Annotated in this window: 24 protein-coding genes, 1 tRNA gene and 1 pseudogene; 15 read left to right on the top strand and 11 right to left on the bottom strand. The window is 63.5% G+C overall.

From position 1 onward, the window contains the following. Positions 1 to 28: 28 nt before the first annotated feature. The 4 genes from ABH924_RS22030 (at position 29) to ABH924_RS22015 (ending at position 3039) form a co-directional block, all read left to right on the top strand. Positions 29 to 652, top strand: a complete 624-nt coding sequence (locus ABH924_RS22030; RefSeq protein WP_404502273.1) for a CDP-alcohol phosphatidyltransferase family protein — start codon at positions 29 to 31, stop codon at positions 650 to 652. Then, on the top strand, positions 652 to 1557 hold the full coding sequence (locus ABH924_RS22025) for a DMT family transporter (protein WP_404502271.1): 906 nt from the start codon (positions 652 to 654) through the stop codon (positions 1555 to 1557). Before ABH924_RS22030 ends, ABH924_RS22025 begins: the two co-directional genes overlap by 1 nt. 110 nt (positions 1558 to 1667) lie before the next feature. Further along, positions 1668 to 2864: a glycosyltransferase gene (locus ABH924_RS22020; protein WP_404502269.1), complete on the top strand. Its 1197-nt coding sequence runs from the start codon at positions 1668 to 1670 to the stop codon at positions 2862 to 2864. Between the two features lie 101 nt (positions 2865 to 2965). Beyond that, positions 2966 to 3039: transfer RNA gene (locus ABH924_RS22015), tRNA-Ile, on the top strand. A gap of 180 nt (positions 3040 to 3219) precedes the next feature. Here ABH924_RS22015 and ABH924_RS22010 read toward each other — a convergent pair. The 3 genes from ABH924_RS22010 to ABH924_RS22000 all read right to left on the bottom strand — a co-directional run bounded on the left by ABH924_RS22010 (position 3220) and on the right by ABH924_RS22000 (position 5921). Then, entirely contained in the window at positions 3220 to 4266 is a 1047-nt protein-coding gene (locus ABH924_RS22010; RefSeq protein WP_404502289.1) for an AAA family ATPase, read from the bottom strand. A gap of 171 nt (positions 4267 to 4437) precedes the next feature. Next, positions 4438 to 5256, bottom strand: a complete 819-nt coding sequence (locus ABH924_RS22005; RefSeq protein WP_404502267.1) for a hypothetical protein — start codon at positions 5254 to 5256, stop codon at positions 4438 to 4440. Positions 5257 to 5330: 74 nt separating this feature from the next. Beyond that, a complete protein-coding gene (locus ABH924_RS22000) occupies positions 5331 to 5921 on the bottom strand; it encodes a hypothetical protein (RefSeq protein WP_404502265.1) in 591 nt (196 codons plus the stop codon). A gap of 562 nt (positions 5922 to 6483) precedes the next feature. Here ABH924_RS22000 and ABH924_RS21995 point away from each other — a divergent pair. The 3 genes from ABH924_RS21995 (at position 6484) to ABH924_RS21985 (ending at position 8545) form a co-directional block, all read left to right on the top strand. Then, positions 6484 to 6903, top strand: a complete 420-nt coding sequence (locus tag ABH924_RS21995) for a hypothetical protein (protein WP_404502263.1) — start codon at positions 6484 to 6486, stop codon at positions 6901 to 6903. Positions 6904 to 7164: 261 nt separating this feature from the next. Continuing rightward, positions 7165 to 7743 (top strand): VanZ family protein, encoded by a 579-nt coding sequence (locus ABH924_RS21990; protein ID WP_404502261.1) that lies wholly within the window; start codon positions 7165 to 7167, stop codon positions 7741 to 7743. 373 nt (positions 7744 to 8116) lie between these two features. Next, positions 8117 to 8545 carry a hypothetical protein gene (locus tag ABH924_RS21985; protein ID WP_404502259.1) on the top strand — a complete coding sequence of 143 codons (429 nt, stop codon included), beginning with the start codon at positions 8117 to 8119 and terminating at the stop codon, positions 8543 to 8545. A 176-nt stretch (positions 8546 to 8721) separates the two neighbouring features. Here the strand turns inward: ABH924_RS21985 and ABH924_RS21980 are convergent, their stop codons facing one another. The 7 genes from ABH924_RS21980 to ABH924_RS21950 all read right to left on the bottom strand — a co-directional run bounded on the left by ABH924_RS21980 (position 8722) and on the right by ABH924_RS21950 (position 14420). Further along, positions 8722 to 8898, bottom strand: a complete 177-nt coding sequence (locus tag ABH924_RS21980) for a hypothetical protein (protein ID WP_404502257.1) — start codon at positions 8896 to 8898, stop codon at positions 8722 to 8724. 341 nt (positions 8899 to 9239) lie between these two features. Next, the gene (locus ABH924_RS21975; RefSeq protein WP_404502255.1) at positions 9240 to 10223 is read right to left on the bottom strand and encodes a heme-dependent oxidative N-demethylase family protein; all 984 of its coding nucleotides are present in this window, start codon (positions 10221 to 10223) and stop codon (positions 9240 to 9242) included. After that, positions 10223 to 11194, bottom strand: coding sequence for a PDR/VanB family oxidoreductase (locus ABH924_RS21970; protein ID WP_404502253.1), 972 nt, complete (start codon positions 11192 to 11194; stop codon positions 10223 to 10225). The genes ABH924_RS21975 and ABH924_RS21970 overlap by 1 nt, the downstream gene beginning before the upstream one ends. After that, complete coding sequence (locus ABH924_RS21965; RefSeq protein WP_404502252.1) at positions 11191 to 11637, bottom strand: dimethylamine monooxygenase subunit DmmA family protein; 447 nt, start codon at positions 11635 to 11637, stop codon at positions 11191 to 11193. Before ABH924_RS21965 ends, ABH924_RS21970 begins: the two co-directional genes overlap by 4 nt. A 78-nt stretch (positions 11638 to 11715) precedes the next feature. Continuing rightward, positions 11716 to 12096, bottom strand: a complete 381-nt coding sequence (locus ABH924_RS21960; protein WP_404502250.1) for a cupin domain-containing protein — start codon at positions 12094 to 12096, stop codon at positions 11716 to 11718. Between the two features lie 105 nt (positions 12097 to 12201). Further along, on the bottom strand, positions 12202 to 13569 hold the full coding sequence (locus tag ABH924_RS21955) for an NAD(P)-binding domain-containing protein (RefSeq protein ID WP_404502248.1): 1368 nt from the start codon (positions 13567 to 13569) through the stop codon (positions 12202 to 12204). 47 nt (positions 13570 to 13616) lie between these two features. Next, positions 13617 to 14420: a hypothetical protein gene (locus ABH924_RS21950; protein ID WP_404502246.1), complete on the bottom strand. Its 804-nt coding sequence runs from the start codon at positions 14418 to 14420 to the stop codon at positions 13617 to 13619. A 560-nt stretch (positions 14421 to 14980) separates the two neighbouring features. Here ABH924_RS21950 and ABH924_RS21945 point away from each other — a divergent pair. The 8 genes from ABH924_RS21945 (at position 14981) to ABH924_RS21910 (ending at position 24330) form a co-directional block, all read left to right on the top strand. After that, positions 14981 to 16516 carry an APC family permease gene (locus tag ABH924_RS21945; protein ID WP_404502244.1) on the top strand — a complete coding sequence of 512 codons (1536 nt, stop codon included), beginning with the start codon at positions 14981 to 14983 and terminating at the stop codon, positions 16514 to 16516. A 262-nt stretch (positions 16517 to 16778) separates the two neighbouring features. After that, the gene (gene glnT, locus ABH924_RS21940; protein ID WP_404502242.1) at positions 16779 to 18152 is read left to right on the top strand and encodes a type III glutamate--ammonia ligase; all 1374 of its coding nucleotides are present in this window, start codon (positions 16779 to 16781) and stop codon (positions 18150 to 18152) included. Between the two features lie 28 nt (positions 18153 to 18180). Beyond that, positions 18181 to 19089 carry a glutamine amidotransferase gene (locus ABH924_RS21935; RefSeq protein ID WP_404502240.1) on the top strand — a complete coding sequence of 303 codons (909 nt, stop codon included), beginning with the start codon at positions 18181 to 18183 and terminating at the stop codon, positions 19087 to 19089. Continuing rightward, positions 19077 to 19817, top strand: coding sequence for a protein glxC (locus ABH924_RS21930; RefSeq protein WP_404502238.1), 741 nt, complete (start codon positions 19077 to 19079; stop codon positions 19815 to 19817). Before ABH924_RS21935 ends, ABH924_RS21930 begins: the two co-directional genes overlap by 13 nt. Before the next feature lie 11 nt (positions 19818 to 19828). Further along, a complete protein-coding gene (locus ABH924_RS21925) occupies positions 19829 to 21202 on the top strand; it encodes an FMN-binding glutamate synthase family protein (RefSeq protein ID WP_404502236.1) in 1374 nt (457 codons plus the stop codon). Continuing rightward, positions 21202 to 22341 (top strand): FAD-dependent oxidoreductase, encoded by a 1140-nt coding sequence (locus ABH924_RS21920; protein WP_404502234.1) that lies wholly within the window; start codon positions 21202 to 21204, stop codon positions 22339 to 22341. The genes ABH924_RS21925 and ABH924_RS21920 overlap by 1 nt, the downstream gene beginning before the upstream one ends. A gap of 58 nt (positions 22342 to 22399) precedes the next feature. Continuing rightward, the gene (locus ABH924_RS21915; RefSeq protein ID WP_404502232.1) at positions 22400 to 23695 is read left to right on the top strand and encodes an allantoate amidohydrolase; all 1296 of its coding nucleotides are present in this window, start codon (positions 22400 to 22402) and stop codon (positions 23693 to 23695) included. Next, positions 23692 to 24330, top strand: coding sequence for an XRE family transcriptional regulator (locus ABH924_RS21910; RefSeq protein ID WP_234753049.1), 639 nt, complete (start codon positions 23692 to 23694; stop codon positions 24328 to 24330). The genes ABH924_RS21915 and ABH924_RS21910 overlap by 4 nt, the downstream gene beginning before the upstream one ends. 211 nt (positions 24331 to 24541) lie before the next feature. On the opposite strand, the pseudogene ABH924_RS21905 reads toward ABH924_RS21910, so the two are convergent. Then, positions 24542 to 25452 (bottom strand): annotated as a pseudogene (locus ABH924_RS21905) (polysaccharide deacetylase); the annotation flags it as partial.

Raw genomic sequence — 25452 nt, 5'->3', positions numbered from 1 at the left:
CAGCTGCGGACTACGGAAAGGGGGACAGGTGAAGTTCATCGGTGCAGGCGCACGCCCGGGCCAGCCACAGATCGACCATGATCTCATCTTCACGGTCCCCAATTTCCTGACTGTTTTGCGCTTCATGGGCGTCCCGCTGTTCGTGTGGCTGGTGCTGTGGCAAAGGGAATATGGTTTCGCCGTGTTGGTTCTCGCCATCATGGGCGGCACTGACTGGGTGGATGGCTACGTCGCGCGGCGTTTCAACCAAACCTCCAAACTGGGCCGCATCCTCGATCCCGTGGCGGATCGCCTGGCGCTCATCACCGTCGCTGTCACGCTCGTCATCGCCGGGGTGGTGGATTGGTGGTACCTGGCCGCCCTGGTGGTGCCCGACGCCGTCCTTGCCACAGCCTCATTGTTCTATTTCCATAGCCACCCCGACCTCCCCGTGAGCCGGATCGGCAAGATCCGGACGGCGTTCCTCCTCCTGGGCACGCCTCTTCTGGTCCTGTCCAAGCTCGCGGTTCCCTTCACCAGCGTCTACTTCGTGATCGCTTGGGTCTGCCTGGGCTTGGGTCTGCTAGGGCACTGGGTAGCGGCCTACAACTATTTCTGGGCAATCCTCCGCAAGGGCAAAGAACTCAAAGCCAACGACGGCGGTCGCAGCTGATGGTCTGGTTCGCAGTCCTTCTTGCGGTGCTTGGCGCCTTCTGCCTTGCCATTGGCGCCCAGCGCCAGGGCAGCGCGGTCAAAGCGGATACCGGTGGCCTCGCCCTGAGTTCCCACGGTTTCCTGAGGCTTCTCCGAAATCCGCGGTGGATGCTCGGCCTGCTGTTGCTTGCCTTGGGCATGGGCATGAACGCCATTGCCCTGGTGTCAGCACCCTTGACGGTGGTGCAGCCCATCGGAGCCATCGCCTTGGTCATCACCACGGTGGTCAACGCCAAGGACCAGGGACTCAGTATCAACCGCGGGACGGTGGTGGCGATCTCTGCATGCGTGACCGGCTCGGCGATGTTCGTCCTGCTGGCCGTCAACGCCACCCAGGAGAACCACCACGTCAGCGGCGAGGACGAAATAACCATCGTTCTCCTGCTAACTCTCGCCGTCGGGCTTTTTGGAACGTTGGCTGTCATGTTCCGGCACCGCATGAGCGCTTTTGTCTACATCCTGGGCGCCGGAGTGTTGTTCGGGTTCGTCGCGGTCCTGACGCGCATCATCGGCCGGCACCTGCTGGACCCCAACGGGCACTTTCTGCTCAATGTGCAGTGGTATACCGTGGTCGCCATTGCCGCTGCCGGCGGGCTCGGTTCCTGGTTCGTGCAGAGCGCCTATTCGGGCGGGCCGCCGGATCTGGTGATCGCAGGGTTGACTGTGATCGACCCCATTGTCGGAATTGCCATCGGGATCGCAATATTGGGTGAGCTTCGTCCCGATGTCCACGCCGTGCTGGCAATCGCCATGGCTGTGGCCGCTTCCCTTGCTATCGTTGGGGTTATTGCCCTGAGCCGGCACCATCCTGAGGTCACCAAGCGAAAGCGTGACGCGAAGGCGGCTGCAAGCCGGAAGGCCTAGGGCAAAGTTCGACAACCGTGCCCCGCACACCCGCGGCAGGCAACCGGCGAAGACACCGCAGGGCCAGGCGTTTTGCGATGTTCGCACCGTGACCATCAGGAGTTCTCCACGTGACCGTTCCCGAAACCAACAAACCCCTCACCATCCTGATTGCGGCGGAAACCTACCGCCCGCAGGTCAACGGTGCTGCTCAGTTCGGGTACCGGCTTGCCAAAGGCATGAAGGCGCGCGGACACAATGTCCATGTGCTGGCCTGCCGGGCGGACAACGGCAAGAGCTTCACCGAATTCGGGGATGAAGGCACGGTACACCGCCTGAAGTCCCACGGAGTCTTCACGCACGAGTACTTCCGCATCTGCTACCCCTGGGAAATCAAGAACGACATTCGGCTGCTCTTCGACAAGGTCCAGCCCGACGTCGTTCATATCCAGAGCCACTACTCGATCGGCGAACACGTTCTCTACGAGGCGAAGAAGCGGGGCATCCGGATCATCGCCACCAACCACTTCATGCCCGAAAACCTGAACCCGTTCTTGCCGTTCCCGCAGTGGTTCAAGGACATCATCGGGCGGGTCTCGTGGAAAGACATGGGCAAGGTCATGGGCCAGGCCGATGTCGTCACTACTCCCACGCCGCTGGCCGCGAAGGCCATGCACCAGCACGCTTTCCTCCGCAAGGTCCTGCCTCTGTCCAACGGTATTGACGCGGCGGCTTATGAACTGGCGCCGGGGGAAGAGATCGAGCCGCATGCCAACCCCACCGTTCTCTTTGTCGGCCGCCTTGCCGAAGAAAAGCATGTGGACGTCCTGATCGACGCAGTCTCCAAGACACCCGCCGAACTCAATGTGCATCTTGAAATCGTCGGCGGCGGCGAGGTCCGCGCCGCGCTGGCGGCCCAAGCCAAGCGGCTGGGCTTGGGGGAGCGGGTCAAGTTCCTGGGCCTGGCGAGCGATGAGGACCTGAGGAAGGCGTACATTCGCGCTGACCTGTTCTGCATGCCCGGAACCGCCGAACTGCAGTCCCTCGTGACGCTCGAGGCGATGTCGGCGTCGACGCCGGTTCTTCTCGCCAATGCTATGGCCCTGCCGCATCTGGTGCGCGAAGGCGAAAACGGGCATCTGTTCACGCCGGGGGACAGCAACGAGTTGGCAGCCCGGATCACCGAGCTCTTCCGCCTGCCGGCCGGCGAACTCGAAGCCATGGGCAAGGCGAGCCGCGCCATGGTGGAGCCGCACAGCATCCAAGGCACATTGCAGACGTTCGAAGACCTCTACCGCGGGGCGAGCTATGAAGACAAGGTCATCTAGTCGCGTGGACCCGGCGTAGGCCGCCGCTTGGCATCGGGAGCCGAAATGTTTTGCTAGAGTGTTTTGGCCGGGGACGCTGACAAAGCGGCCCCCGCCGACTCGGGGCTATAGCTCAGCTGGTTAGAGCGCGGGACTCATAATCCTAAGGTCCTCGGTTCAAGTCCGAGTAGCCCTACCCGAAATGTGCCCCTGAGCTGCGGAAACGTAGATCAGGGGCTCTTTCATTTTGACGTTCTGAGGTAGCCATCCACCGGAAACCCGCCGGGAACGAATCGAGCTAGTTGCCGAACGCCTCCAACAGCGTTCCAACCGTCTTTCTGAAGGTGTGCGGGGTACCCATTGGAAACCAAGATCGTCACCTCGCGGAACGCCACTCCCTGTGGAAGTTGTTCGGATCGCGTAGCGAACCAACGGCCGAGGGGAACACGACGTCCCACGGATTGGCCTCCAGTTGCCCGATTTGCTGTCTCAGGAGCATCTCCACGGCGAAGGTCGGCAGGAAGTACCTTTGACGTGAATTGGCGCTCTTAGGGTGGTCCTGGATGGTCAGGCCCTGCTTGGGCATGTAGACAATCGTTCCGTTCACCGTGACGGTTGGCTTCTCGGATTTTAGATCGACGTCCTTCCACCGTATGGCCAGGGCCTCACTGATGCGTGCGCCGGTGGCGAGCATGATGTCTATGACGTCGAGGATGTCCACAGTCGGGTATCGGCCGGCCTGCTTCTTCTCGGCCTCCCACTGCCTGAGACCCGCACGTAATGCCCCGACCTCTGTCACGGTTAGCGCCCGGACCTCCTTGTGATTTGTCGGGATCGTCGCCACGTCCCGCAAGGGGTTCCCATCCAGGGCGCCGTGGCGCGCTGCGAGGCCTCTGTGCAGCGTGACGGTAGCGCCGGTGTCCCTTCGGAGCGCTACAAGGGAGCCGTCGCGCCTACCGGCTTGTACGACGTCGAGCAGGGTGCCGTTGCGGATGAAATCGCCGTTGCTGTCGGCAACGGTGCGGTCGTTGCGCCGTACGATGACTGTGTCACCGCGCCCGGCACGCAGACCATCGCCGAGGAGGGCCGTCTGTTCGGCGTCCACAAGACCTTCGATCATGCGGTCTGCCTGGGCGCGTTCGTTGAGCATGCCGACCGTGTCGTTATCCGCGGCGATGAGGATGGACGACCTGCCGGCTTGGATGTCGGATTGCCAATTCAGGTAGGCCTGATCGACCATGTCCAGATAGGAGCCGTGCCGGATCCGCTGATGCTGTTCGTAGTCGGTGATGGCCCCGAAGTCCCCGGCACGCAGCTTCAGCGAGGCCTCCCGCTCCCAGGCGTGTTCGAACCGCCAGATGGTGCTCAATCTTGTGGTTTTGCCTTGCCGGTCCAGCCAGCCGAGGACGCCGCCGGCGTCGATGGCGTCTCGGTGGTCGAGCTCGTACTTGAACGACAGCTACTTCGGGTCACAGCTACTTCGGGTCAATCACTGGCAAGGCCTGCTTCTCAGAATCGTGCGTCGCTGCTTGTTCGCACGCATTCTACGGGCGATGCGGCGGAACGCGGTGCAGACGGTGGACATTGTGAAACCTTAGCCGGCCGCCCCGGGGAGTTGGGAAGGGTCACACATCGGTGCGCTGGGAGCGGGCCGGTCCAGGAAGCGGAGCGAGTCCATGAAGGCTTTTTGTCCGGCATCAAGGAAGGCATCAGGGGATGAGCCTGATATGGCGAGGGCCTGGATGATGGTTGAGCCGTGCATGACGGTAAGGATTTGAGCGGTCAGTCTTCGGCCATCAGTGTCGGTGTAGGTGAACTTGCCGCGGATCGCAGGAAACGACTGCAACGTTGTCGGATCACGGGTTTCAACCACCGGCGGGGCGGAGGTGGATTTTCCGGAATTGCTCACGGTTGAATCCATGAAGCCCTGCAGGATCTCGGTCGTGTGTGCAGGGTTCATACACGGCAATGGGACAGCTATAACGGATTGTCCGTGGTATTCGGCGCTGAATACGTCCGCGGTTACTGTCGTATCGGATGTTAGTGGAATTGCGACCTTGCTGTGGGTGGGCGGGCTGAGTAATTTCACTGCGAAGCCGTGGGTCGGGTCGGTGTAGTCGGTCAGACGCAAGGTTGGCGTTGGCTGGGCGGTCGTGGTGGGCGCTGGAGCGGGCGGCGTTGCCGAGGCCACTGCCTGATGTTGGCCCTCGTTAGGCACCTGGGGAAACAGCGCCCAAGCCCCGACGCCGCAGAGGACGACCAGTGCAGCGATGCCAATGAACAAGGTATTTCTTCTGCGGCCTGACTGACGTTGGCTCTTCTTGCCATCTGCCTCCGTCGACAATGGCAGCGCGGCGCCTTGGACCGTCTCGTCTGGCTGGGCCGGCGCGCGATCGTCGGTATCCCTATTCATCTAGTCCCCCTGTTTTCGGTTGGCGTCGGTGTTGACGGCGGGTTCTGTGGAGTCGGCCGTGCCTCGAGCGCCGTCTATGCGCCGACCCCTGTTGCCGGCGCCGAGGGGATGGCCTTGCCCACCCCGTCTACGACGGTGTTGATGTAGCCGCTCAACTCTTTGATTTCAGCGTCGGTCGGCAGCGCTGCCGGGATTTTCCTACTGCCGGTGACGAACAGGGTTCCGCTCATGGCCACCATCCTCAGCGTGTAGTGCGGCCCCGTTTGATCGGTGATGGTCTGGACGTTGGCGGTTGATTTCTGTCCGTGCAGGTCTGCAAGAACCGGGGAAAGCTCGTAGCGGGCGGTCTGGCCATCGAATGTCAGGGTTGATGGTGAGCAGCGGGTCCGGGTCCTTTCGAGACTGTATATGCCCTGCCAGAACAGCCCGGAGTCATCGGAGGACGCGGTAATTGTTGACGTGCTCCCGAGAGGGCCGATGAGGGCCGCGGCGGCGGGTATCCGGTCATCGGAGAGGCTCCCGTCCTGCAGAAGGCTCAGACATTCAGCGGGGTCAGTTCTCAGCAAGGATGAACTCATTGACTGGGTGCCTTGGATCTTTTTGAGCTGGGCGTCGTCCAGTACCGAGGCGGCGGGGCCGTCTATGGAGCGGACGTTTGCAACCATTGCACGCAGTTGAGCCACTGAATAGACCTGAGCAGGAGCCGCGCTCGATGTGGGGCCGGGGCTGATCGCCCACGGGTCTGTCGGTGCCGCACTGGGTACTGAAGCGCTCACGCATCCGGAAATCGGCAGGATCATCACGCCGGCGAGCAGCGAAATGAGAACGCGCGGAAACCTCAATGCAACCAACCCCCAAATAGATCGCCAAGGTGAACACGAGCCGACCATGCACGGCATTGCGGTACCCACCAAGCGTCATGCCTGCAGGCATGACGCTTGGACAAGATTAGCTTCTACGCGCTTTCCTTGAAAGCAATTGTGGGCGCGGGGTCTCGGCCGTGTCCGCTCAGACCCAGTATCGAGAGGCCTCAGCAACGCACCGCACATCGGAATGTCAGCGGCATGCTTGCCATGGCGTCGCCTCTGCGCGCCGCGCTGACGGGCTGCAACGAACTCGTGGTGCCTAAGCGGATCTGATTCCCTCGGCGTGGCACTATGTTGTGGACGCGCCGACCGGGCGCGGCCTGGTGGTTCAGCACTGGGCTTCCGGCCGCCCAGGCTGCAGATGCCCGGGCAGCTGCACAGGGCGGCCGCCCAGGCTGCAGATGCCCGGGCAGCTGCACAGGCGTCCACCGATGCTGCCGCCAAAAAGAAAAAGGAAGACTCAGACGCTTTCTGGGCGAAGGTCCAGACCGACAACACCAAGCTTTACGACAAGCAGCGCAGTGATGGCGCGGCCTTCAACTCTTCCCAAGCCGCCGACCACGCGGCGGAACAGGCCGGAACCTCAGAGTCGATCCGGACCCAGATGGAAGCCCAGGGCTCGACCCGGTTCTCCGGACCGTACTACTACCAGTACGCTCCCAAATCCGAGTACACCTGCGGGTATCTGAAATGCACGGTCGTCCGTGTCACAACCATGGCAGCGGCAGGATGCCCGGGTTGGCTGTACGTGGCTCCCAGCATCGAGCACGGCTCCTCATAGCTGGGCGTGGCCAACAGCATCACCGCGCCCCTGGCCCAGGGCAAGGACGCAATCGTGAAACTCGATGACACCACGGGCCAGGGTGACGGCATGCGCCTGGCCGACATCCACTGCCTCTAGGGCGTGTTGCTAAACCCGGTATCGTCGCGGTGGCTCCGTGCGGCCTGGATCCACGGTCGACCACGTTGCGCTTCCTCGGTGGCGGTTGTCGAATCCAGGTCTCACAGGAGCACGACAAGCTCCCTATGTACAATCCTGTGGGTGCGTGTACAACCGAAACCCACCGCCGTCACGGATGATGTGCCGAGCTGGCGACTCACCACGAAACGGGCGAAAGCGGAGACCGTGGCCATCTTCGCGGGCTTCGCCCTCTACGCGGCCTTCGGGCTTAAGCTGCTTCTCTTCTCTCGTGTACCGGGTTCGGAGAGTTCGATCAATCTCATCCCGTTCGCAAGTATCGCGGAATACGCGTTCAGCCACTCTCCCGGGACCGAGAGAGTGGCGTTCGCCAACGTCGTCGGGAACATCCTGATCTTCATCCCGCTCGGAGTCTACGCATCGTGGCTCCGACATCGGGCGGCCGCATGGCTGACCATGTTCACGGTCGCCTCGGTCAGCGTGGTCGTGGAGATCATCCAGGGTGTGTTCGCGGTTGGAGCATCTGACATCGACGACGTGATCCTGAACTGCGTCGGAGGACTCATCGGAATGCTAGCACTCTGGCTGCTCTCCGCGATCCTGCACGAGCGATCCCGAGTACGGACCGCGATGGCCGTGTTGTCACTGCTTTCAATGCCCGTCTGGTGCTACTTCTTGTTCATCATCCGACTACGGATGTGAGCACAACCCACAGTTCCCCCACAGCAGAGCGGCGCTAGGCCGTGTTGAGGCACTCGTACTCCCGGCAGTTGCTAGGTCCGTCAAGCCGGCTCCCGAGGGGCTAAAGCACGGTGACGCCGTGGACCACCTCCCGACACGGCGCGGCTCAACCTCCTTAAGGATGGCGAGTGTTTCATGGCGGATCGGAAAAATTTCGAGAAACGATCGCTGGACCGTGACTTTTCCGGGTGGTGCGTCGATTACCGGTGTGTGGGCCGCGGGGGCGGCCATGTTGTCCGGAACGTCGACAGACCGAACCCATGGAGGGTCTCATGTCCTTTTTCACCGCTCTCACGGGCAGCAAAATGGCTGCCGGAGTTTTGGACATGCAATCATGAACGCGGTCAGGATCGGGCCCGTCACCACCAAGGACACGAGCGAGGTAGTCCCCGCCGCCGTAGTCCTTGGCGATTATCCCGTGAACGACGGATATGGCTGGATGGATCTGATCAGGGAACACGGATGGGCCGCCATCCCCAACTGGGGGGCCGATGGGTGGAACCTGGGACAGTGGCCATTTGTCATCGTTGCAGCCACCCGCACCGCAGACGGTGCCGGCAAACTGTTCGGGGTCGCCAGCTACCGCGACGGCGACGTGACCTGCACGTACTACAGGACTGAAGCCAGACAATGGGATGAGATTACCAAGCACGCTCACTACTGGTGGAAGCACGGCCAGGCACACGCCCCGGCTGACCTTCCCGAGGACGCCGCCCAGCTCCTGAGCCGGTACCGCCAGCCCTGCACCGGCCTTTTCAGCTAACCCGCCTCAATGCCGTTGCACTCCAGACTAACCAATATGTGATTGGTACGACGTCCCTCGCGCCAGTCGATCGCAATCCGAGCGATTTGTCAGGGCCATCTCAGTGTTGCCAGCATTCCGATAGAGGCCGTCGTGTCCATCCTTGGCGCGGCTGTCAAGGGTGGGCCGCAGGCCCATCACGCAGTGACGCGAACGCGCCCTTGACCGAGCGTCGGGGATGGCGAACATATGAGGCCGGGATGCGATCCCAGCCTCACGAAGGCCGCGTACACAGCGATGCCTTCGGTGATGCGGGTGGCCGCAGTGTCTCCGTCGTCTCCGCGGTTGATCGCCGGCGGAAGCGCCAGCTGCATTCCTCTTCATAGGATCGGAGGAGGTAGGCGGCATGACCGTTGAAACTCCCTTGCGGAAGATTCGGACCGGTCTAAAAGTGCTAGCCGGAATCCTGCGACATGCCCCGCCAGGCGGGGCGATTCGCCCACCGTTTACCCACCGGAAACTATGGCGAGTAACGAAAAATGATGAGCACGCGCGGTGCCCATTTGGGCCGTTCTGCCCCGGAAGTAGCCCTACCGAAAAGAACCCCTGAGCTGCAGAAACGCAGATCAGGGGCTCTTTCATTTTCGCGTTCTGGAGCCGCGCCGACCATCGCACGCCCCAAGCCCGCCTGAGAGGAATTCCCCAGGCCTGGGCCTCAGCCTCCGAGAAGCCAGCTGGCCGCCGCATCCCGGTAACGGGAGATTCCTTTGTAGTCCGCCATGTCCTCGGGCAGCTCGGCCAGCACGCGGCCAAGGCGTTGTCGCCATGCCGGAACGGCGGAAATTTCGGCCAACGAGATCATGTGGGTCCGGACAAGAAACAGGATGGCGCCGGACTGCGGCAGTCGGATGAGGTGCTGGACTTCGACGCGCAGGTGGAGCCGCTTGGGCAGTTCCGGGTCGTCAACCACTTCCAGCCGGTCCGGTCCCCATTCGGGATAGGTCTCCGTGGAGGTGTCGAGACGCCGGTCCACCGTCATGGTCCAATTCGTCCGCCGGTACTTCTCTCCGGGCTGCAGCCTCATCAGGAATTGCTGGGCCCGTGTAATGATCTGCTCTTCGTGGACCCTGGGCACCGGGCCATGGACCTCGAGGAAGCGCATGCCGACGTCGAAGCCCAACGACCAATCTGCGGCAAAGGTGATCACGCCGGCGTCCAGCCAGAGGGCACCTTCGCGCTGATCCAGCAAAGCGATGTCGTCCTGGATCTGGCTGGCGATGAAGCGCAGGGGCTCCATCGGCAGGGTCGAGGCATCACCGATGACGAAGTCGCTATCCAAGCCCAGGAGGTCGTTGCGCCAGTGACAGCGGCGGCCTTCGCGCGTGAAGGACATGACATCGGGATAGTCGGCGGCCAGCACTGGCAGCAAGGTGGTGATGGTGTCCCAGACGGCTGGCCCCATGTGCGCGAGCATTGCGATGCGTGACGGGTCACGATCGAGTATTGCCGCCCGTTCCTCCAGTTCGGAACGGTAGTGGGGATCGATTTCGATCAGCCGGTCTCCCCATCCACCGGCATCCGTCGGCACGAACTGCGGGGCTGGTTCCACGTTGGTGCTGTAGCGGTAGGAGTCTTCGCGGAACGGGAACGGGAAGCGGCGGACGGACGGCGTGAGGGTTGATCCCTGCGTGCTCAACATCAAAAGTCAATCTCCAGTCCGGCATCACGGCTGCGTGAAACGCAGCACATTATCGAATTGTTGGCAGTTTTCTCGGCGTCGGACAAGTAGAGGTCCCTGTGCTCAGGCGTTCCACGAAGGACGGGCAGGACGCACTCGCCGCAGACGCCCTGACGGCACATAAACGGCACTTTGAGGCCGGAGTCTTCCAGGGCTTTGAGCAACGACGTGCCCGACGGTACGTCCACCACGGTCCCGCTCCTGCTGAGCCTCACGCTGAACGGTTGGCCTGGATCGAGGTCGGCGGAACCGAACGGCTCCGAATGGAGCCGGGATGCGGGCCACCCGGCTTCACTTGCGGCGTGGAGGACCGTGTCCATAAAGCCCTGCGGGCCGCAGACATACAGGTGGGTGCCCAGGGGCTGTTCGCCGAGCCGGACGGCGAGCGCGGCCAGGAAACTGCTCCGGTCGGTGCACTCGTGCAGGCTCTCCCCGCAAAGTTCCCGGACGTCGTCGAGATGGGCTCCCTCGCCCTGCCGGTAGGAATACAGCAGGGATGCGGAATGGCCCCATTCAGCTGCGGCGCGCATGTGCGACAGCATAGGTGTTATGCCGATGCCGGCGGCAATGAGCAAATGGTGCCTGGCCGTGGCGACCGGAGCGAAGGCGCTGCGCGGACGGGACACAGTGAGCCGGGCACCCGGCGCGAGCCGGTGCAGCGTGGCCGAGCCGCCTCCGCCGTCGTCGACCCGCAGTACGGAAATGGTGTATTCATCGGGAAGGACACCCGAGCCGGTGAGGGAATAGGCATTGGCCTTGTCCCCGCACTGGACAATTACATGGCTGCCCGGGACGTACGGGGGCAGCCCGGCTCCGGCTGGGTCGCGGAAGGTGAAACTCCGGATTGACGGTGTCCGGTCGGTGACATCCGCGAGAACAAGTTCCAGGGCGTCGTGCAACGCGGGTGCTGATGCTTCCGCTGTCGCCGTCATGCGGCATCCTCCTTAGCTGGTTCTTCGGCATCCACCATGTAGCCCAGATACGTTGCCGTGCGGCGTGAGAAGTGGTGGTAGATCACGAGGTTCCTGTGGCACCCCATGCACACCACCACTTCGCCGACGGGCTGGTCCGTGACAGTCGTGGACTGGCAATGGGGGCAATGGACCCTTCGGGAGCCGTCCGGCGTCACCAGCAGGACCAGTTCCTCGTCCACGGCGCCCATCGTGAGGGCAAGGGCCCGGCAGGCGTAGACGTCCGCCTCCGGTCCGGCCAGCACCACCCGGATGCCGACGACGGCGGACGCCAGGCGCGTTTGCAGCGCGGCGGCTGCGGCGTCGTCACCCGTCCGGAACGCCACATGCTGGCGCTGGATGGAGGGGTCCAGCCGCCGCAGCCATGCGTCTGTCTCCCTGGACCCCTCGCTTCCGAAAGACACTGCGAAGCACTCGCGGGCCTGTGCCGGGGGCGGAGCCGCCCCCGGCCGGGGCACGCTGGAATGGCGCGGAATCATGACTTACGGAGCGAACGTACGGTCGCCTGTGAAGAAGCCCAGCGCGTAGTCCGGCGTTTCGAACTTCACTGTGGTTCCCTTGGGGAAGAACAGGATGTCGCGTTCTTTGGCATGGGTGACGGCGCCGGTGGCCATGTCAGTGAGGATGAATTCGCCCTGGACAACCAGCTTCATCTCGTCGTAGGTGTACTCATAGATCAAGGGCTCGGAGGCCTTGAGCTCGAAGAACCCTGAGCACATCGAGGATCCTTCCGGATTCGCGTAGGAGTCACCGATGAACGCCTCGCAGCCCTCTTCATCCATCTTCGGCAGATCCAGGAAGCCATTCTCCACCTTGTGGATAGAACCGCCCTTGGACATCGTGCCGCTCAAAGTTGTAGTCATGGTGTTCTCCTCTACTTGATTTACTGGGGTGAAACTAGTTTTACTGAAATTCAATTGCGGTGGGTTTCGGGAACGTTAACTTCCTGGATCGGGGACGTGACCCGATCAGGGTTGTGACCCGATCGGCGTGGACAGATACGCCTCGATGCTGTCGTCCATGGCGTCCAGCCACGCAGTGTGGTGCGCTGAGGCCGTGGTCCCCGTCATCACGGAAGTATGGACGCTGTCGCGGTATCCCAGGATGTTCTCTTCCTTGTCATGCATCCATTGCTTGAACAGGACTGCAACCGCGTCCAAGTCAAACGGCGGGTAGTCGGTCAGGCTTATGAGGTCCTTCACGTAATCGGTCTGGAAGTCGACCTCGTCCTCGTGGGTGTGGAGGGCTTCCTGCTTCTGCAGCCAAAACTGGATGTCCTCTTGTCGCTCCAGGTTCCCCGGAACCTCGCGCCGCCCCATGATGTAGTCACGGGCAAGCCAGGCCTGGGCGTCGAACATGTTGAAGGTGTAGTACTGGTCCTGCATGCCGATGTAGAAAAGGTCCGGGTTGCCTTGCCAGACAATCCCCTTGTAGAGGTTGGCCGGGTACAGGACGTTGGGCGTGCTTAGCGCGAGGCTGCCGGGCAGGAACGGGAACTTGTGGCGGTAGCCCGTGCACAGGATCACCGCGTCGAACCGGCCCGAACTGCCGTCGGCGAAGATGACGTGCTGTCCGTCGATGCGCTCTATCGTGGGAACTTCCCTGGCTCCGTCCGGCCACCTGAAACCCATGGGTTTGCTCCGGTAGCTGATCGTCACCGAGGCCGCGCCCATCTTGTAGGCCTGCATGCCGATGTCCTCCGCGGAGTAGCTGCTACCCACCAGGAGAACGTTCTTGCCGGCAAACTGCTCCGCACCGCGAAAGTCATGGGCGTGGAGCACGGGGCCCGGGAACGTCCCTATGCCCTCGAATTCCGGCACATTGGGCGTAGAGAAGTGTCCGGTAGAGACGACGAGCTTGTCGAAGACATGCTTCCGGGTCTGCTTGGTGACAAGGTCTTCGACCAGGACCGTAAATTCCCGGGCAGCGTCGTCGTAGTCAACCCAGCGCGCCGCCGTGCTGAACTGGATGTACTTGCGGACGTCACTCTTGACCGCTCTTCCTTCGATGTAGTCGAAGAGCGCGGAGCGCGGCGGGTAAGACGAAATCGCCTGTCCGAAGTGCTCGTCGAACGAGTAGTCGGAGAATTCCAGGCATTCCTTGGGCCCGTTCGACCAGAGGTGGCGGTACATGCTGCTGTGAACCGGCTCGCCATGGCCATCCAGGCCGGTTCGCCAGCTGTAGTTCCATTGCCCGCCCCAATCCGCTTGCTTTTCGAAGCAAGTGATCTCGGGGATGTCCGCGCCCTGCCTCCGGGCGGACTCGAAGGCGCGCAGCTGCGCCATTCCGCTAGGGCCGGCACCAATGATGCCTACTCGCATTTTTTTCGTGGTCATTTCTGCAGAACTCCATTCTGAATGGGTGGGGTGGCGCGCATCCGTGCTCAAAGGAGCGTGAGGCCCTCGTCCACGGTTACCCGCCGGAACGTTTCGGTACGAACAAGTCCAGGCATTTCCTGGCGCCTGCGCAGGGCAAGGGCGCTGCGTTGTGATTGCGGGATCTCGTTGATTCTCTTGCCGAAAGCCGCGGTCCAGGACCGCAGGTCAGCCGCGGTGCTCGGCCCGATCTCCATTTCGAGGAGCTCTTGGTCCGTCAGGCTGTCGAAGTGCCGCTTGGTCCCCTCTGCGTCAAGGCTCCAGCTGGTCATCAGTTCCAACTGGCGGTCGGCCGCGCGCACCGTCACATCGTGGTCACGCAGTTTGCCGTCCGGCGAATACATCAGGACGCTGCTTATTCGATCCGCGGCCGCGGACCTGTCGGTCCAACCGCTTGCTTGAGCCTGGAGGTAATCCAGAGACCTAGGCTGGCCGATGGGCACCGCCAGCCTCGTGATGCCCCTGTCATTGATTTCCCCCAGGAGGGCGCAGGGGTCGTCGGCGACCGTAACCTCATGCCGGGCGGGCCAGACATCGAAACTGCTGTGATCTCCGAAGGCGCCGCCCACGTGGAAGAGGTAGGTCTGGGGATATTGCGGGTTTTCGGCGCGCCTCGCGGTCCGGGCCTCGTAGAACTGCAACGCGGCCAGTTGGATGAGAAGGCTCGCTCCCAGCGCCCCGAAGGGTTCCCGCACGACGATGCCGAACCGGTCGTGTGGCGACCAGTCGGCCATGACTTGGTCTGGACGGCTGGGAGCCCCGTCGATGGTCACGTCGAAGAGATGCTCTTTGACGTCGCTAGCAACATGCATCCGTGTAGCTCCTGCCGGTCTTGCCCCGCGTCGGGCACAGCCGTGCCACGGGAATCTTGATGAGAGCTGGAAGGGTTCCGGCCAATCGTTGGCCTGCCACAAGGTGGCTTCGCGGCACTGATTTAGCCCTGTGAAACAATGATTACCCACAGTGGACTGTGATGGGTTTCATCCGTGTTAAGTCTGCGTTTCACCCTGAGGCCTTGAAGCTCTCATCCCGCGCTGCCTCATCGGCCATCGCCCTTCGCCCGGCGTCGTAGCGGAAGGCAACATGAAATTTACAACCCTGAAACCCACCGCAAGTTCACTGTCAGTCACAATGGTTTCATATCAGTTGTCATCCGAAAAACCATATCGAGCCACTCACGCAACTGGCCGCGCTGCAGTCATAAGAGGCAACCCGCATAAGTGCTCGCTCCATGTGGGGGTGCTCCGCGGCGACCACGGCACCCAGGCTTCCGGCCCTCACGAAACGAGATATTCGCGGCCGAGGAGAAGCGAGCCTTGCACCTTTCCCAACCTGTATTTCAACTCTTAGTTCCCTTGATCCAAGGAGTGCAATGACTACGATCACAACCCCCCGTCCCCCCTCGCCTGAGACGGACGGGGACGCCGAGCATCTCAGCGAACTCGGCTACTCCTACGAAACGAAGTTCGAGCGCGACGTAACGTTCTGGGGCAACGTGTCCCTCGGCTTCACCTACCTGTCACCCGTCGTCGGCATCTACACCCTGTTCGCCAGCTCCCTCGGCATCGGTGGGCCGCCCATGATCTGGTCGCTTCTTATCGTGGGCGCCGGCCAGTTCCTCGTGGCCCAGGTCTTCAGCGAGGTAGTCTCCAGCTACCCCGTGGCCGGTGGTATCTATCCTTGGTCACGACGCCTCTGGGGCCGCAAGTGGGGCTGGATGAGCGGATGGATCTATCTGTTCGCCCTGCTGACGAGCATTGCCACCGTGGGTTACGGAGCCGGTCCGTACGTGGCGGACCTCTTTGGATTCGAACCCGGCGTAGACACAACCATCGCGGCGGCAATCGTCCTGATCGCCATCTCCACCGCGCTGAACCTCTGCGGGACCAAGATCCTCAACACTGTGGCGATGATCGGCCTGATCGCCGAGCTCGGCGGGGCGATCGTCGTCGGCAGCTGGCTGCTGATCGCCTCCCGAAACCAGGACATCTCGGTGATTTTCCAGACATTCGGTGCAGGCGGAGGCGACGGGTACTTCGCCGCATTTGCCGCAGCCGGTTTGATCGGAATTTTCCAGTATTACGGCTTCGAGGCCTGTGGCGATGTGGCGGAGGAAGTCAAGAATCCCGGGACAACCATTCCCAAGGCCATGCGGGTGACCATCTACATCGGGGGAGCGGCCTCCATGTTCGTATGCCTCTCGCTACTGCTTGCCGTTCCGGACTTCGGTGCCGTCATGTCCGGCGCGGACGCGGACCCGGTCCACTCTGTCCTCTCATCCGCCTTCGGTGCCGTCGGAGTCAAAGTGGTGCTCGCCGTCGTCATGATCTCCTTCATCTCCTGCCTGCTAAGCTTCCAGGCGGCGACGAGCCGCCTGACCTATGCCATGGGCCGCGACCGGATGTTGCCGTTGAGCGGTCTGTGGACGAGGTTCAGCAAGAGCCGCAGAGTCCCGCCGTTCGCGTTGCTTCTGGCCGGAATCGCACCTGCTTTGATCGTCCTCCTTTCGAAATTCTCTGAAGAGGGGCTGATGGCCATCATGTCGTTCGCGACGATGGGAATCTACCTCGCATTCCAAATGGTCGTTCTTGCGGCCCTCCGGGCACGACTCAAAGGCTGGAAGCCGGGCGGCCAGTTCAAGCTGGGCAAATGGGGAGTGCCCGTAAACGTGTTGGCACTGGCTTGGGGGGTGACCGGCATGATCAACATGGCGTGGCCACGTACTCCGGACGGGCCGTGGTGGCAGAACTGGCTCACGTTGCTGAGTTCAGCGCTAGTGGTCGGAACCGGCCTGCTGTACATGCGGTGGAAGAAACCCTACCTCCGCGGAACCGCGCCGGCAGCCGATGCGATTCCCGCGACCGGCGCCGCGGCGTACTCACTCGTCCCGGAAAAGGCAGGCGTCTAAAGGTAGTTCGCAGGGGCAGAATCACCCAACAGCTCAGCAGCCGGGTCCTTAACCGAACGAGGGCCTGGCTGCTGAGCGCGTTAGGCACATAACTGCGTCCTTTGCCGGTGCCGTCTGTGGCAAAAGCGGCCGGGTGATGCGTCCATGGCATACGCGAAACACGGATTTAACGTCCTTGGAGAGCCGCTGTAACATCACTCTGACTACTGTGGTTCAACAGCGTTTCCCATTAGGTAACTCCAATTTGAACAGGACAGTTCCGATGACAAGTGTCGCAACCCCTGAAGTACAAACCGGGCAATCGGTGCCGGCCGAGGCCGGACGGATCTCCCTCGCGGACATCGCGAAGGCCCATGACGTGCGGTTCCTGTTGGCGACGTTCGTGGACATGACCGGCAAACCGTGCGCCAAGCTGGTTCCGGTCGAAGCCGCGGACGAGCTCGAAGCCGGCGCGATGGGATTTGCCGGCTACGCCGCAGGGCTGATCGGGCAGAAGCCGCAGGATTCGGACCTCATCGCAGTACCCGACCTCACCTCCTTCACGCCCGTGCCGTTCATCAAAGAGGGCTTGGCGATCATCCACTGCGACCCGCACGTTGACGGGAAGCCGTGGCCCTATGCCCCACGCGTCATCCTGAAAAGCACGCTGGCCCGGCTGGCCGGGCAGGGCATGCAGGCCAAGGTGGGCGCGGAAGTCGAGTACTTCCTCGTCAACAAGAACCCCGACGGCTCCTTGAGCACTGCCGACGCCCGCGATGATTCACCGCGTCCTTGCTATGACGCCCGCGGCGTCACCCGCATGTATGAGCACCTGACCTCCATCTCGGAGGCGATGAATGGCCTGGGTTGGGGCAACTACGCCAACGACCACGAGGACGCCGCCGGGCAGTTCGAACAGAACTTCAACTACGCCGACGCACTCACCACGGCGGACCGTGTGGTCACCCTGCGCTACATCCTGAACATCCTTGCCGAACAGCGCGGCATGACGGCTACGTTCATGCCCAAGCCGTTCACCGACCGGACCGGCACCGGCCTGCACTTCCACCTGTCCCTGTGGTCCGGAGCGGACGCGCTGTTTCCCGGGGACGACGGCGGCAGGGGACTAGGGCTCTCGGACCTCGCCTATTCGTTCATCGGGGGCATCCTGGAGCACGCGCCGGCCCTTCAGGCGTTCCTCGCCCCGACGGTCAACTCCTACAAGCGATCGGGCGCCATCACCAGTTCCTCCGGAGCGACCTGGTCACCGCGCAAGGCCTCGTTCGGGGGCAACGACCGCACCCACATGATCCGGGTCCCGGACGAAAAACGGATAGAGCTCCGTTCCGGGGACGGCTCCGCCAACCCGTACCTGGCCATCGCCACGGCCATCGAAGCAGGACTCGACGGCGTCACGAAGGGAACCGACCCAGGCGCACCGTGCGGACCCGGTGAAGCACGCGAGGGCGCCCATCTTCTTCCCGCGACGCTCCTGCACGCCGTCGAGGCACTGCGCCGGGACCCCGTCATCCTCGCCAGTCTCAGCGGAGACGAGGCGATCGGCGAGTACTACGCGGACGCCAAGGAAGAAGAGTTCCTGAGCTGGCACAACCAGGTCAGCGACTGGGAAATCCGCACCTACCTGACCTCGATCTGACAACTCCGACCTAGCAAAGGACACCAAAATGTGCGGAATTGCCGCGCTGCAGCTGCGCAACCCCTCGCTACACCCCCAGATGGGCAGTCTCCTGTCCTCCATGATGTGCCAGATCGTGGATCGCGGACCGGACTCCGCCGGCCTGGCCGTCTACGACACCCCTGGCCTCGTCTCGGAAGGAACTTCCACCCTCAGCCTCCTGGGCAAGAGCCAGGCCCTGCCGCTCGGTGAGATCGCCGGATCACTGGAAAACCTGCTGTCCCCGTCCGCGGCCCCGGACGTCAGGGTGGTCGGCGACACCACCATGGTCAGCGCCGCTGTCGGCACTGATTTGCTGGTGAAGGCCGTGCGCGAAACCCTCCCGGGTTCCACCATCATCGGCCGCGGCGAGCACGTGGCCGTCATGAAGAGCGTGGGCCACCCGATGGACATCGCCGCCGAGCACGGGTTGGAGGCCATGGCCGGAAGCCAGGGCCTGTCCCACACCCGCATGGCCACCGAGTCCGCCGTCACGGCCGGTGGGTCCCACCCCTTCTCGGTGGCAGATGACCTGTGCCTGGTCCACAACGGGTCCTTCTCCAACCACGCCACCATCCGGCGGGAGCTCAAACGCGAAGGGGTGGTGTTCGATTCGGACAACGACACCGAAGTCGGCGCCCGCTACATCGCCTCACGCCTGCAGCAGGGCGACGACCTGGAAACGGCGCTGACCAACCTCGGCAAGGTCTTCGACGGCTTCTACACCCTCGTGGTCACTACCGCCGACAGCATGGCCGTGGTCCGGGACCCGATCGCATGCAAGCCCGCCATCATCGCCGAAACCGACGATTACGTGGCCATGGCGTCCGAATACCGTGCCCTGGCATCCCTGCCCGGCATCGAAACAGCCCGCATCTTTGAACCGGAACCCGGAAAGGTCTACACATGGTCACTCTGACAGCCCCCGAAACCCTCACCCCGGCAGCAGCGCAGCAAATTGCCGTGGTTGACTCCTTCAGCGTTGACCTTAACGACAGCCCGGTGCGGGACCTGAACCAGGCCCTGCACAACGCCATCGACGGCCAGGTCTGGACCGTCGCCAACCCCGGCGGAAAGCACAGCCTTGCTGTCGGAATCGATGCGGACATCAGTGTCACCATCAAGGGCCACGCCGGCTATTACGCGGCCGGGATGCACCAAAAAGGCGAGGTGACCATCACCGGAAATGCCGGCGTCGGACTTGCGGAGAACATCATGTCCGGAAAGGTGCACGTGCGAGGCGACGCCTCCCAGTCGGCGGCGGCCACCGGTCACGGCGGGCTCGTGGTGATCGACGGCAACGCCGGGGCCCGTTGCGGGATCTCCATGAAGGGCGTGGACATCGTGGTCGGCGGGAACATCGGCCACATGTCGGCGTTCATGGCGCAGGCCGGCCGGCTGGTGGTCTGCGGGGACGCCGGTGATGCGCTGGGCGACTCCATCTACGAAGCCCGGATCTACGTCAAGGGAACCGTGGCGTCCCTGGGTGCGGACTGCATCGAAAAGCCGATGGAAGCCGAACACCTTGATGAACTCGAAGGGCTGCTCGCCGCCGCCGGCCGCACCGACAACCCTGCGGACTTCAAACGCTACGGCTCGGCACGGAACCTCTACCACTTCAGCGTCCACAACTCGGCCTCGTACTAAAGGACACTCCCATGACCATCACCTCACCGCCCCAGGACACCGTCCTCCCCGCCCCAAGCATCCCCGCCCAGCACACGGAAGAGCTTGGCCTGCGCGAATCCGCCACCTTCGACCGCGCAACCATCTCCGACATCCAACGCGCCGCCGCCACCGGCGTCTACGACATCCGCGGCTGGGGCGCGAAGCGCAAGGTTCCGCACTTCGATGACCTGCTGTTCCTCGGTGCCTCCATGTCCCGCTACCCTCTGGAGGGCTACCGCGAAAAGTGCGACACCGACGTCGTCCTCGGCGACCGCCATGCCTCCCGGCCGCTGCACCTGCAGACCCCGGTCACCATCGCCGGCATGAGCTTCGGCGCGTTGTCGGCCAACGCCAAGGAGGCCCTGGGGCGCGGCGCCAGCGAGGTGGGAACCTCCACAACAACGGGCGACGGCGGCATGACACCCGAGGAGCGCGGCCAGTCCAAGCACCTCGTCTACCAGTACCTGCCGTCCCGGTATGGCATGAACCCGGACGATCTGCGCAAGGCCGACGCGATCGAAATCGTGCTCGGCCAGGGCGCGAAGCCCGGCGGCGGCGGCATGCTGCTGGGCCAGAAGATCACCGAGCGCGTCGCCGGCATGCGTACCCTACCGGTGGGCATCGACCAGCGTTCCGCCAGCCGTCACCCCGACTGGACGGGACCGGACGACCTGGAAATCAAGATCGGCGAACTCCGCGAAATTACCGACTGGAAAACCCCGATCTATGTCAAGATCGGCGCGTCCCGGCCGTACTACGACACCGCCCTGGCCGTGAAGGCCGGAGCCGACGTCGTCGTCGTCGATGGAATGCAGGGCGGCACTGCCGCCACGCAGCAGGTCTTCATCGAAAACGTCGGGATCCCCACCCTGGCCGCCATCCCGCAGGCCGTCCAGGCGCTTCAGGAACTCGGCCTGCACCGCAAAGTCCAACTCATCGTTTCCGGCGGCATCCGCACCGGCGCCGACGTCGCCAAGGCCATGGCCCTGGGTGCCGACGCCGTCGCCATCGGCACCGCCGCACTCATCGCGCTGGGGGACAACGACCCCCGCTACGCCGCCGAATACGCCGCCCTGGGATCGGCGGCCGGCTTCTACGACGACTTCCAGGACGGACGCGACCCCGCCGGCATCACCACCCAGGACCCCGAGCTCTCCTCCCGGCTGGACCCCGTTGCCGGTGGTCGGCGACTGGCCAACTACCTGCGCGTCCTGACCATGGAAGCCCAGACGATCGCCCGGGCCTGCGGCAAATCCCACCTGCACAACCTCGAACCCGAAGACCTCGTGGCCCTCACCATCGAAGCCTCCGCCATGGCCCGCGTTCCCCTGGCCGGCACCAACTGGATCCCCGGAGCCAAGTAATGCCGGAATCCTCCGAATTCGTTGTGGTTGGCGCCGGCCTGGCCGGCGCCGCCACCGCCTGGCAACTGGCCGCCCGCGGCCATGAAGTCACGATCCTGGAACGCACTCAACCGGCCAGCCACGACGGCAGTTCCCACGGCTCCGCCCGGATCTTCCGCTACGCCTACCCGGACGAGTTCTACACCCGGGCGGTCATTGAATCCAAGTCCCTGTGGGACGAATTGGACCGGGCCAGCGGGCTGGAACTCATCACGCCCTACGGGGCGGTGGACTACGGCCCCGAGCGGCAACCGGAGCAGCTCGCCCGGATCCTCGCCGAGACCGGCGTCGAGCACGAACTCCTCAGCGCCGCCGAGGCAAGAGCACGCTGGCCGCACATCGCCTTCGACACCGCCGTCCTGTGGCACCCCGGCGCAGGCGTGATCGACGCCGAGAGTGCAGTCAACGCCATGATCGGACAGGCAGTGAAGCGCGGCGCCCGACTGCTGACCGGCTGGAACGTCTCGCGCGTGGAAAAGCGGCGATCCGGCTACCGTGTGGTTTCTGACGGTTGGGAAACGCGCGACGCCGGAAACGTCATCATCAGCGCGGGCGGCTGGCTGCCGTCATTGCTGGGACAGTTGCCGCTTCCGGCGGGGTTCCTTGCCCGGCTACCGGAGTTCGCCGTCCGGCAGGAGCAGGCCTACCACTTCCCCTACCGTTCCGACGACGGTCCATGGCCCACGTTCATCCATAAGGGCGCGGACATCCAGACATACGGGCTGCCCGGAGGTCGGGATGCCGGCTTCGCCGGACAGAAGGTCGCCGAATACAACGGCGGCAAATTCATCCCGTCAGCCGCTGCCCAAACCGGCCTGGTGGACCCGGTCAACCGACAGCGCGTCGTGGACTACGTCCGGAAGTACTTGCCTGGCCTGGACCCCGAGCCATACGCGGAAACGACCTGCCTGTTCACCAATACCCCGAACGAGGACTTCCTCATCGACCGGACCGGCGGCCTCACCATCGTGTCCCCCTGTTCGGGGCATGGTGCGAAATTCGCGCCGCTGATCGGGCAATGGGCGGCCGACCTGGCCACCAGGACCGGCGACGTCCCGGGCCGGTTCCGTCAGGCGACCGCGAAGGTGAGCGCCGGCTGACCCGTTCAGCACCAGCTGACCGGGCCCAGAAAATACTCCTACAGAAACGGACAAGGCCTTGACTTCCTCGGCGAGCAAAGCGGCAACCGGCACCGTAACCGTAACCGGCCTCATGCGGGACATCTCCCGCGTCGGGACAGACCCGCACCGCGGCGGATACTCCCGACCGGTTTTTTCGGCCGCTGAGACCGAGTTGCGGAGCTGGTTCATCGAACAGGCGGCCCGGCGCGGCCTGGACGTCACCACCGACCACAACGGCATCATCTGGGCCTGGTGGGACACCGCCACCGGCACCCGCAAGGACGCCGTCATCACCGGCAGCCACCTCGACTCCGTTCCCGGCGGCGGTGAGTACGACGGCCCTCTGGGTGTAGCCTCGGCGCTGGTCGCCGTCGACCTCCTCAAGGCCCGCGGCATCCGGCCGCGCCGCCCCCTGGCCATCGCAGTCTTCCCCGAAGAGGAAGGCTCCCGCTTCGGCGTCGCCTGCCTGGGTTCCCGACTCCTCACCGGAGCCCTCGATCCGGACAAGGCCCGCAACCTCAAAGACGCCGACGGCAACACCTACGCCGACGTCGCGGCGGCCAACGGACAAGACCCCCGGTTCATCGGCGCAGACCACAAAACCCTCCAGCAGCTGGGCCTGTTCGTTGAACTCCACGTCGAACAGGGGAGGGGCCTCGCTGATCTGGGCAAGCCGGTGGCGATCGGTTCCTCCATCCTGGGCCACGGCCGGTGGAAGCTCTCCGTGTACGGGCAAGGCAACCACGCCGGAACCACCCTCATGAAGGACCGGAAAGACCCGATGATCGCCGCTGCCAAAATCATGATCAGCATCCGGGACACCGCCAGGAACTACAAGGACGCCCGCGCGACCGTGGGCCGCCTGCATCCGGTCCCGGGAGGCACTAACGTCATCGCCTCCCGGGTCGACATGTGGATCGACGTCCGCCACCCACGGGACGAAGTCACCGCAGCCCTCGTCGAATCCGTCCACCTCAACGCCCAGGTCATCGCCGCCGAGGAAAACTGCACGGTGACGTTCGGCACTGAATCGCTCAGTCCCACCGTCCACTTCGACACAGGCCTGCGCGATCAGCTCCAAACCCTGCTCCCGGATACACCCGTCCTGGACACCGGGGCGGGCCACGACGCCGGAGTGCTCGCAGCCCACATCCCCACGGCCATGCTGTTCGTCAGGAACCCCACGGGGATCTCGCATTCCCCCGAGGAACTGGTCGACGACGCGGACGCAGAAGCAGGGGCCTTGGCCCTTGCGGACGCATTTGCCGGGGTGCTTGGCGAAGCCATGTTACTCACCAAGGATCGTGTGCAGGCACCTATGATGGCTGGATGATCAACCATGTTGATGGCGAGACAAACCTGACTGCGGAATCGGACGCCGAGGCAGGGGCTGACACAAAGGACGGCCCCGGCAAACTGGAGCGCATCATCGCCCTGCAGGTCCGGCACTACCGGAGGGCGCAAAGCCTGTCCTCCGCTGAACTTGCGATCCGGACCGGGCTGTCCAAGGCGATGATCTCCAAGATTGAATCAGCTTCTACTTCCTGCTCATTGACCACCCTGCAGCGTCTTGCCGACGGGCTGAAAATCCCCGTCACCGCCCTATTTCGCGGCGCGGACACCGACAGGGACGCAACGTTCACCAGGAACGGTGAGGGCAGCCTGACCGTGCGCAGCGGAACCCAGCACGGGCACGAATACCGCGTTTTGGGGACCCTCAAGGGCCGCACGGATGCCCTCGAACCCACGCTGGTCACGCTGACTGACGCCTCGGATGTCTTTCCGTTGTTCCAGCACCCCGGCACAGAATTCATCTATATGCTCTCGGGCAAGATGGTCTACGGCCATGGCGCCTACGAGTACACCATGGAGGCAGGCGACTCTCTCCTGCTCGACGGCGAAGGACCCCACGGCCCGCTGGAGTTGCTGGAACTGCCGATCAGGTTCCTAGCAGTCACTGCGAAATAGTGCCTGCAGGGCCCATGGCTCCTCGCCGCCCTTTAGGAGACGCCTGACCGCAATTTGGACCCGCAGGCGGATGACCTCGGATCCCCACGAAGGGCGGCAGCCAGCGGCCGGGTCGGACGGCTGCGGGTTATCCCGTCGCCAGGGAAACTGAGGCGCCCGCGTACGGGCGGATTCCAGTGGCTTGGTCTACAGGGTCCTCCGGTCGGTGTTGCTATAGCGGCGGCGCTCCCACGGTGTCATACATAGCGTAGTCGTCCGTGATGAGTGCTCCGTTGTTGAACAGGCTCAAGCCGAAGCTGACCGCAGTGGCCCCGGCGGGGAGTGCCGGCGTCGTGAAGCTTGCCTGAGTGTAGGTGCTGGCGGCAGCAAGCCACGGTCCGGAGGTCCAGTACACCCAGTTGCCGGAGGCGTCACGATAATACAAGGCGAACTGCGTGACGGCTGTGGAGGTGTACCAGGCACGCACCGAGTAGGTGTGTCCCGCCACGGCCTGAGGCGCGCAGGTACTGGTGTCCATGGTGGGAAGCAGTTTCGCGTCACCACTGGAGTAGCCCGTGATGGTGATCTTCTCCGCCTTCGCGCCGGTATGAGCCGTGGCTACGGTGCTGAACGCGGCGGTGTTTGTACCGTATCCACCGGCCTGCCAGCACAGCGGGAACGAGCCCGACCCGGCCGTTTCAAGGCTGGGGTTCTGCACCAGGTTGCCCCCGGCTGGCGGTGGCGGTGGCGGTGTCACGGTGGGGACGTCGTACATCTCGTAGTCGTCGGTGGTGATCGTGCCGTTGGCTTGGATGTTCAGGCCCCAACTGATCCCTGACGCACCGGCGGGCAGGGGAGGTGTGGTCCAGGTGGCCTGGGTCCAGTTCGCCGCGGCGGCGATATAGGGGCTTGCTGTCCAGTACTTCCAGAACCCGTTGCCGATACGGTAATAGAGTTCGAACTGGGTTGCCGCGGTGGATTTGAACCAGGCCTTCAGCTGATACGTATGTCCGGTTGTGCCGGTCGGTGAGCAGCCGCCCAGGTCCAGGGCGGGCAGGAGTTTCGCGTCCCCTGACGACCGGCCGGTCAGGGTGAGCTGCTCGGCGTTCGTGCCGGTGTGGCCGGGGGAGACAACGGCGAAGG

Origin of the sequence: Arthrobacter sp. GAS37, assembly GCF_044908325.1 — a bacterium.
GTDB classification, from domain to species: Bacteria; Actinomycetota; Actinomycetes; order Actinomycetales; family Micrococcaceae; genus Arthrobacter; species Arthrobacter ramosus.
Note: the sequence above shows the minus strand (reverse complement) of the source record. Positions and strands in the feature narration are given on the sequence as shown.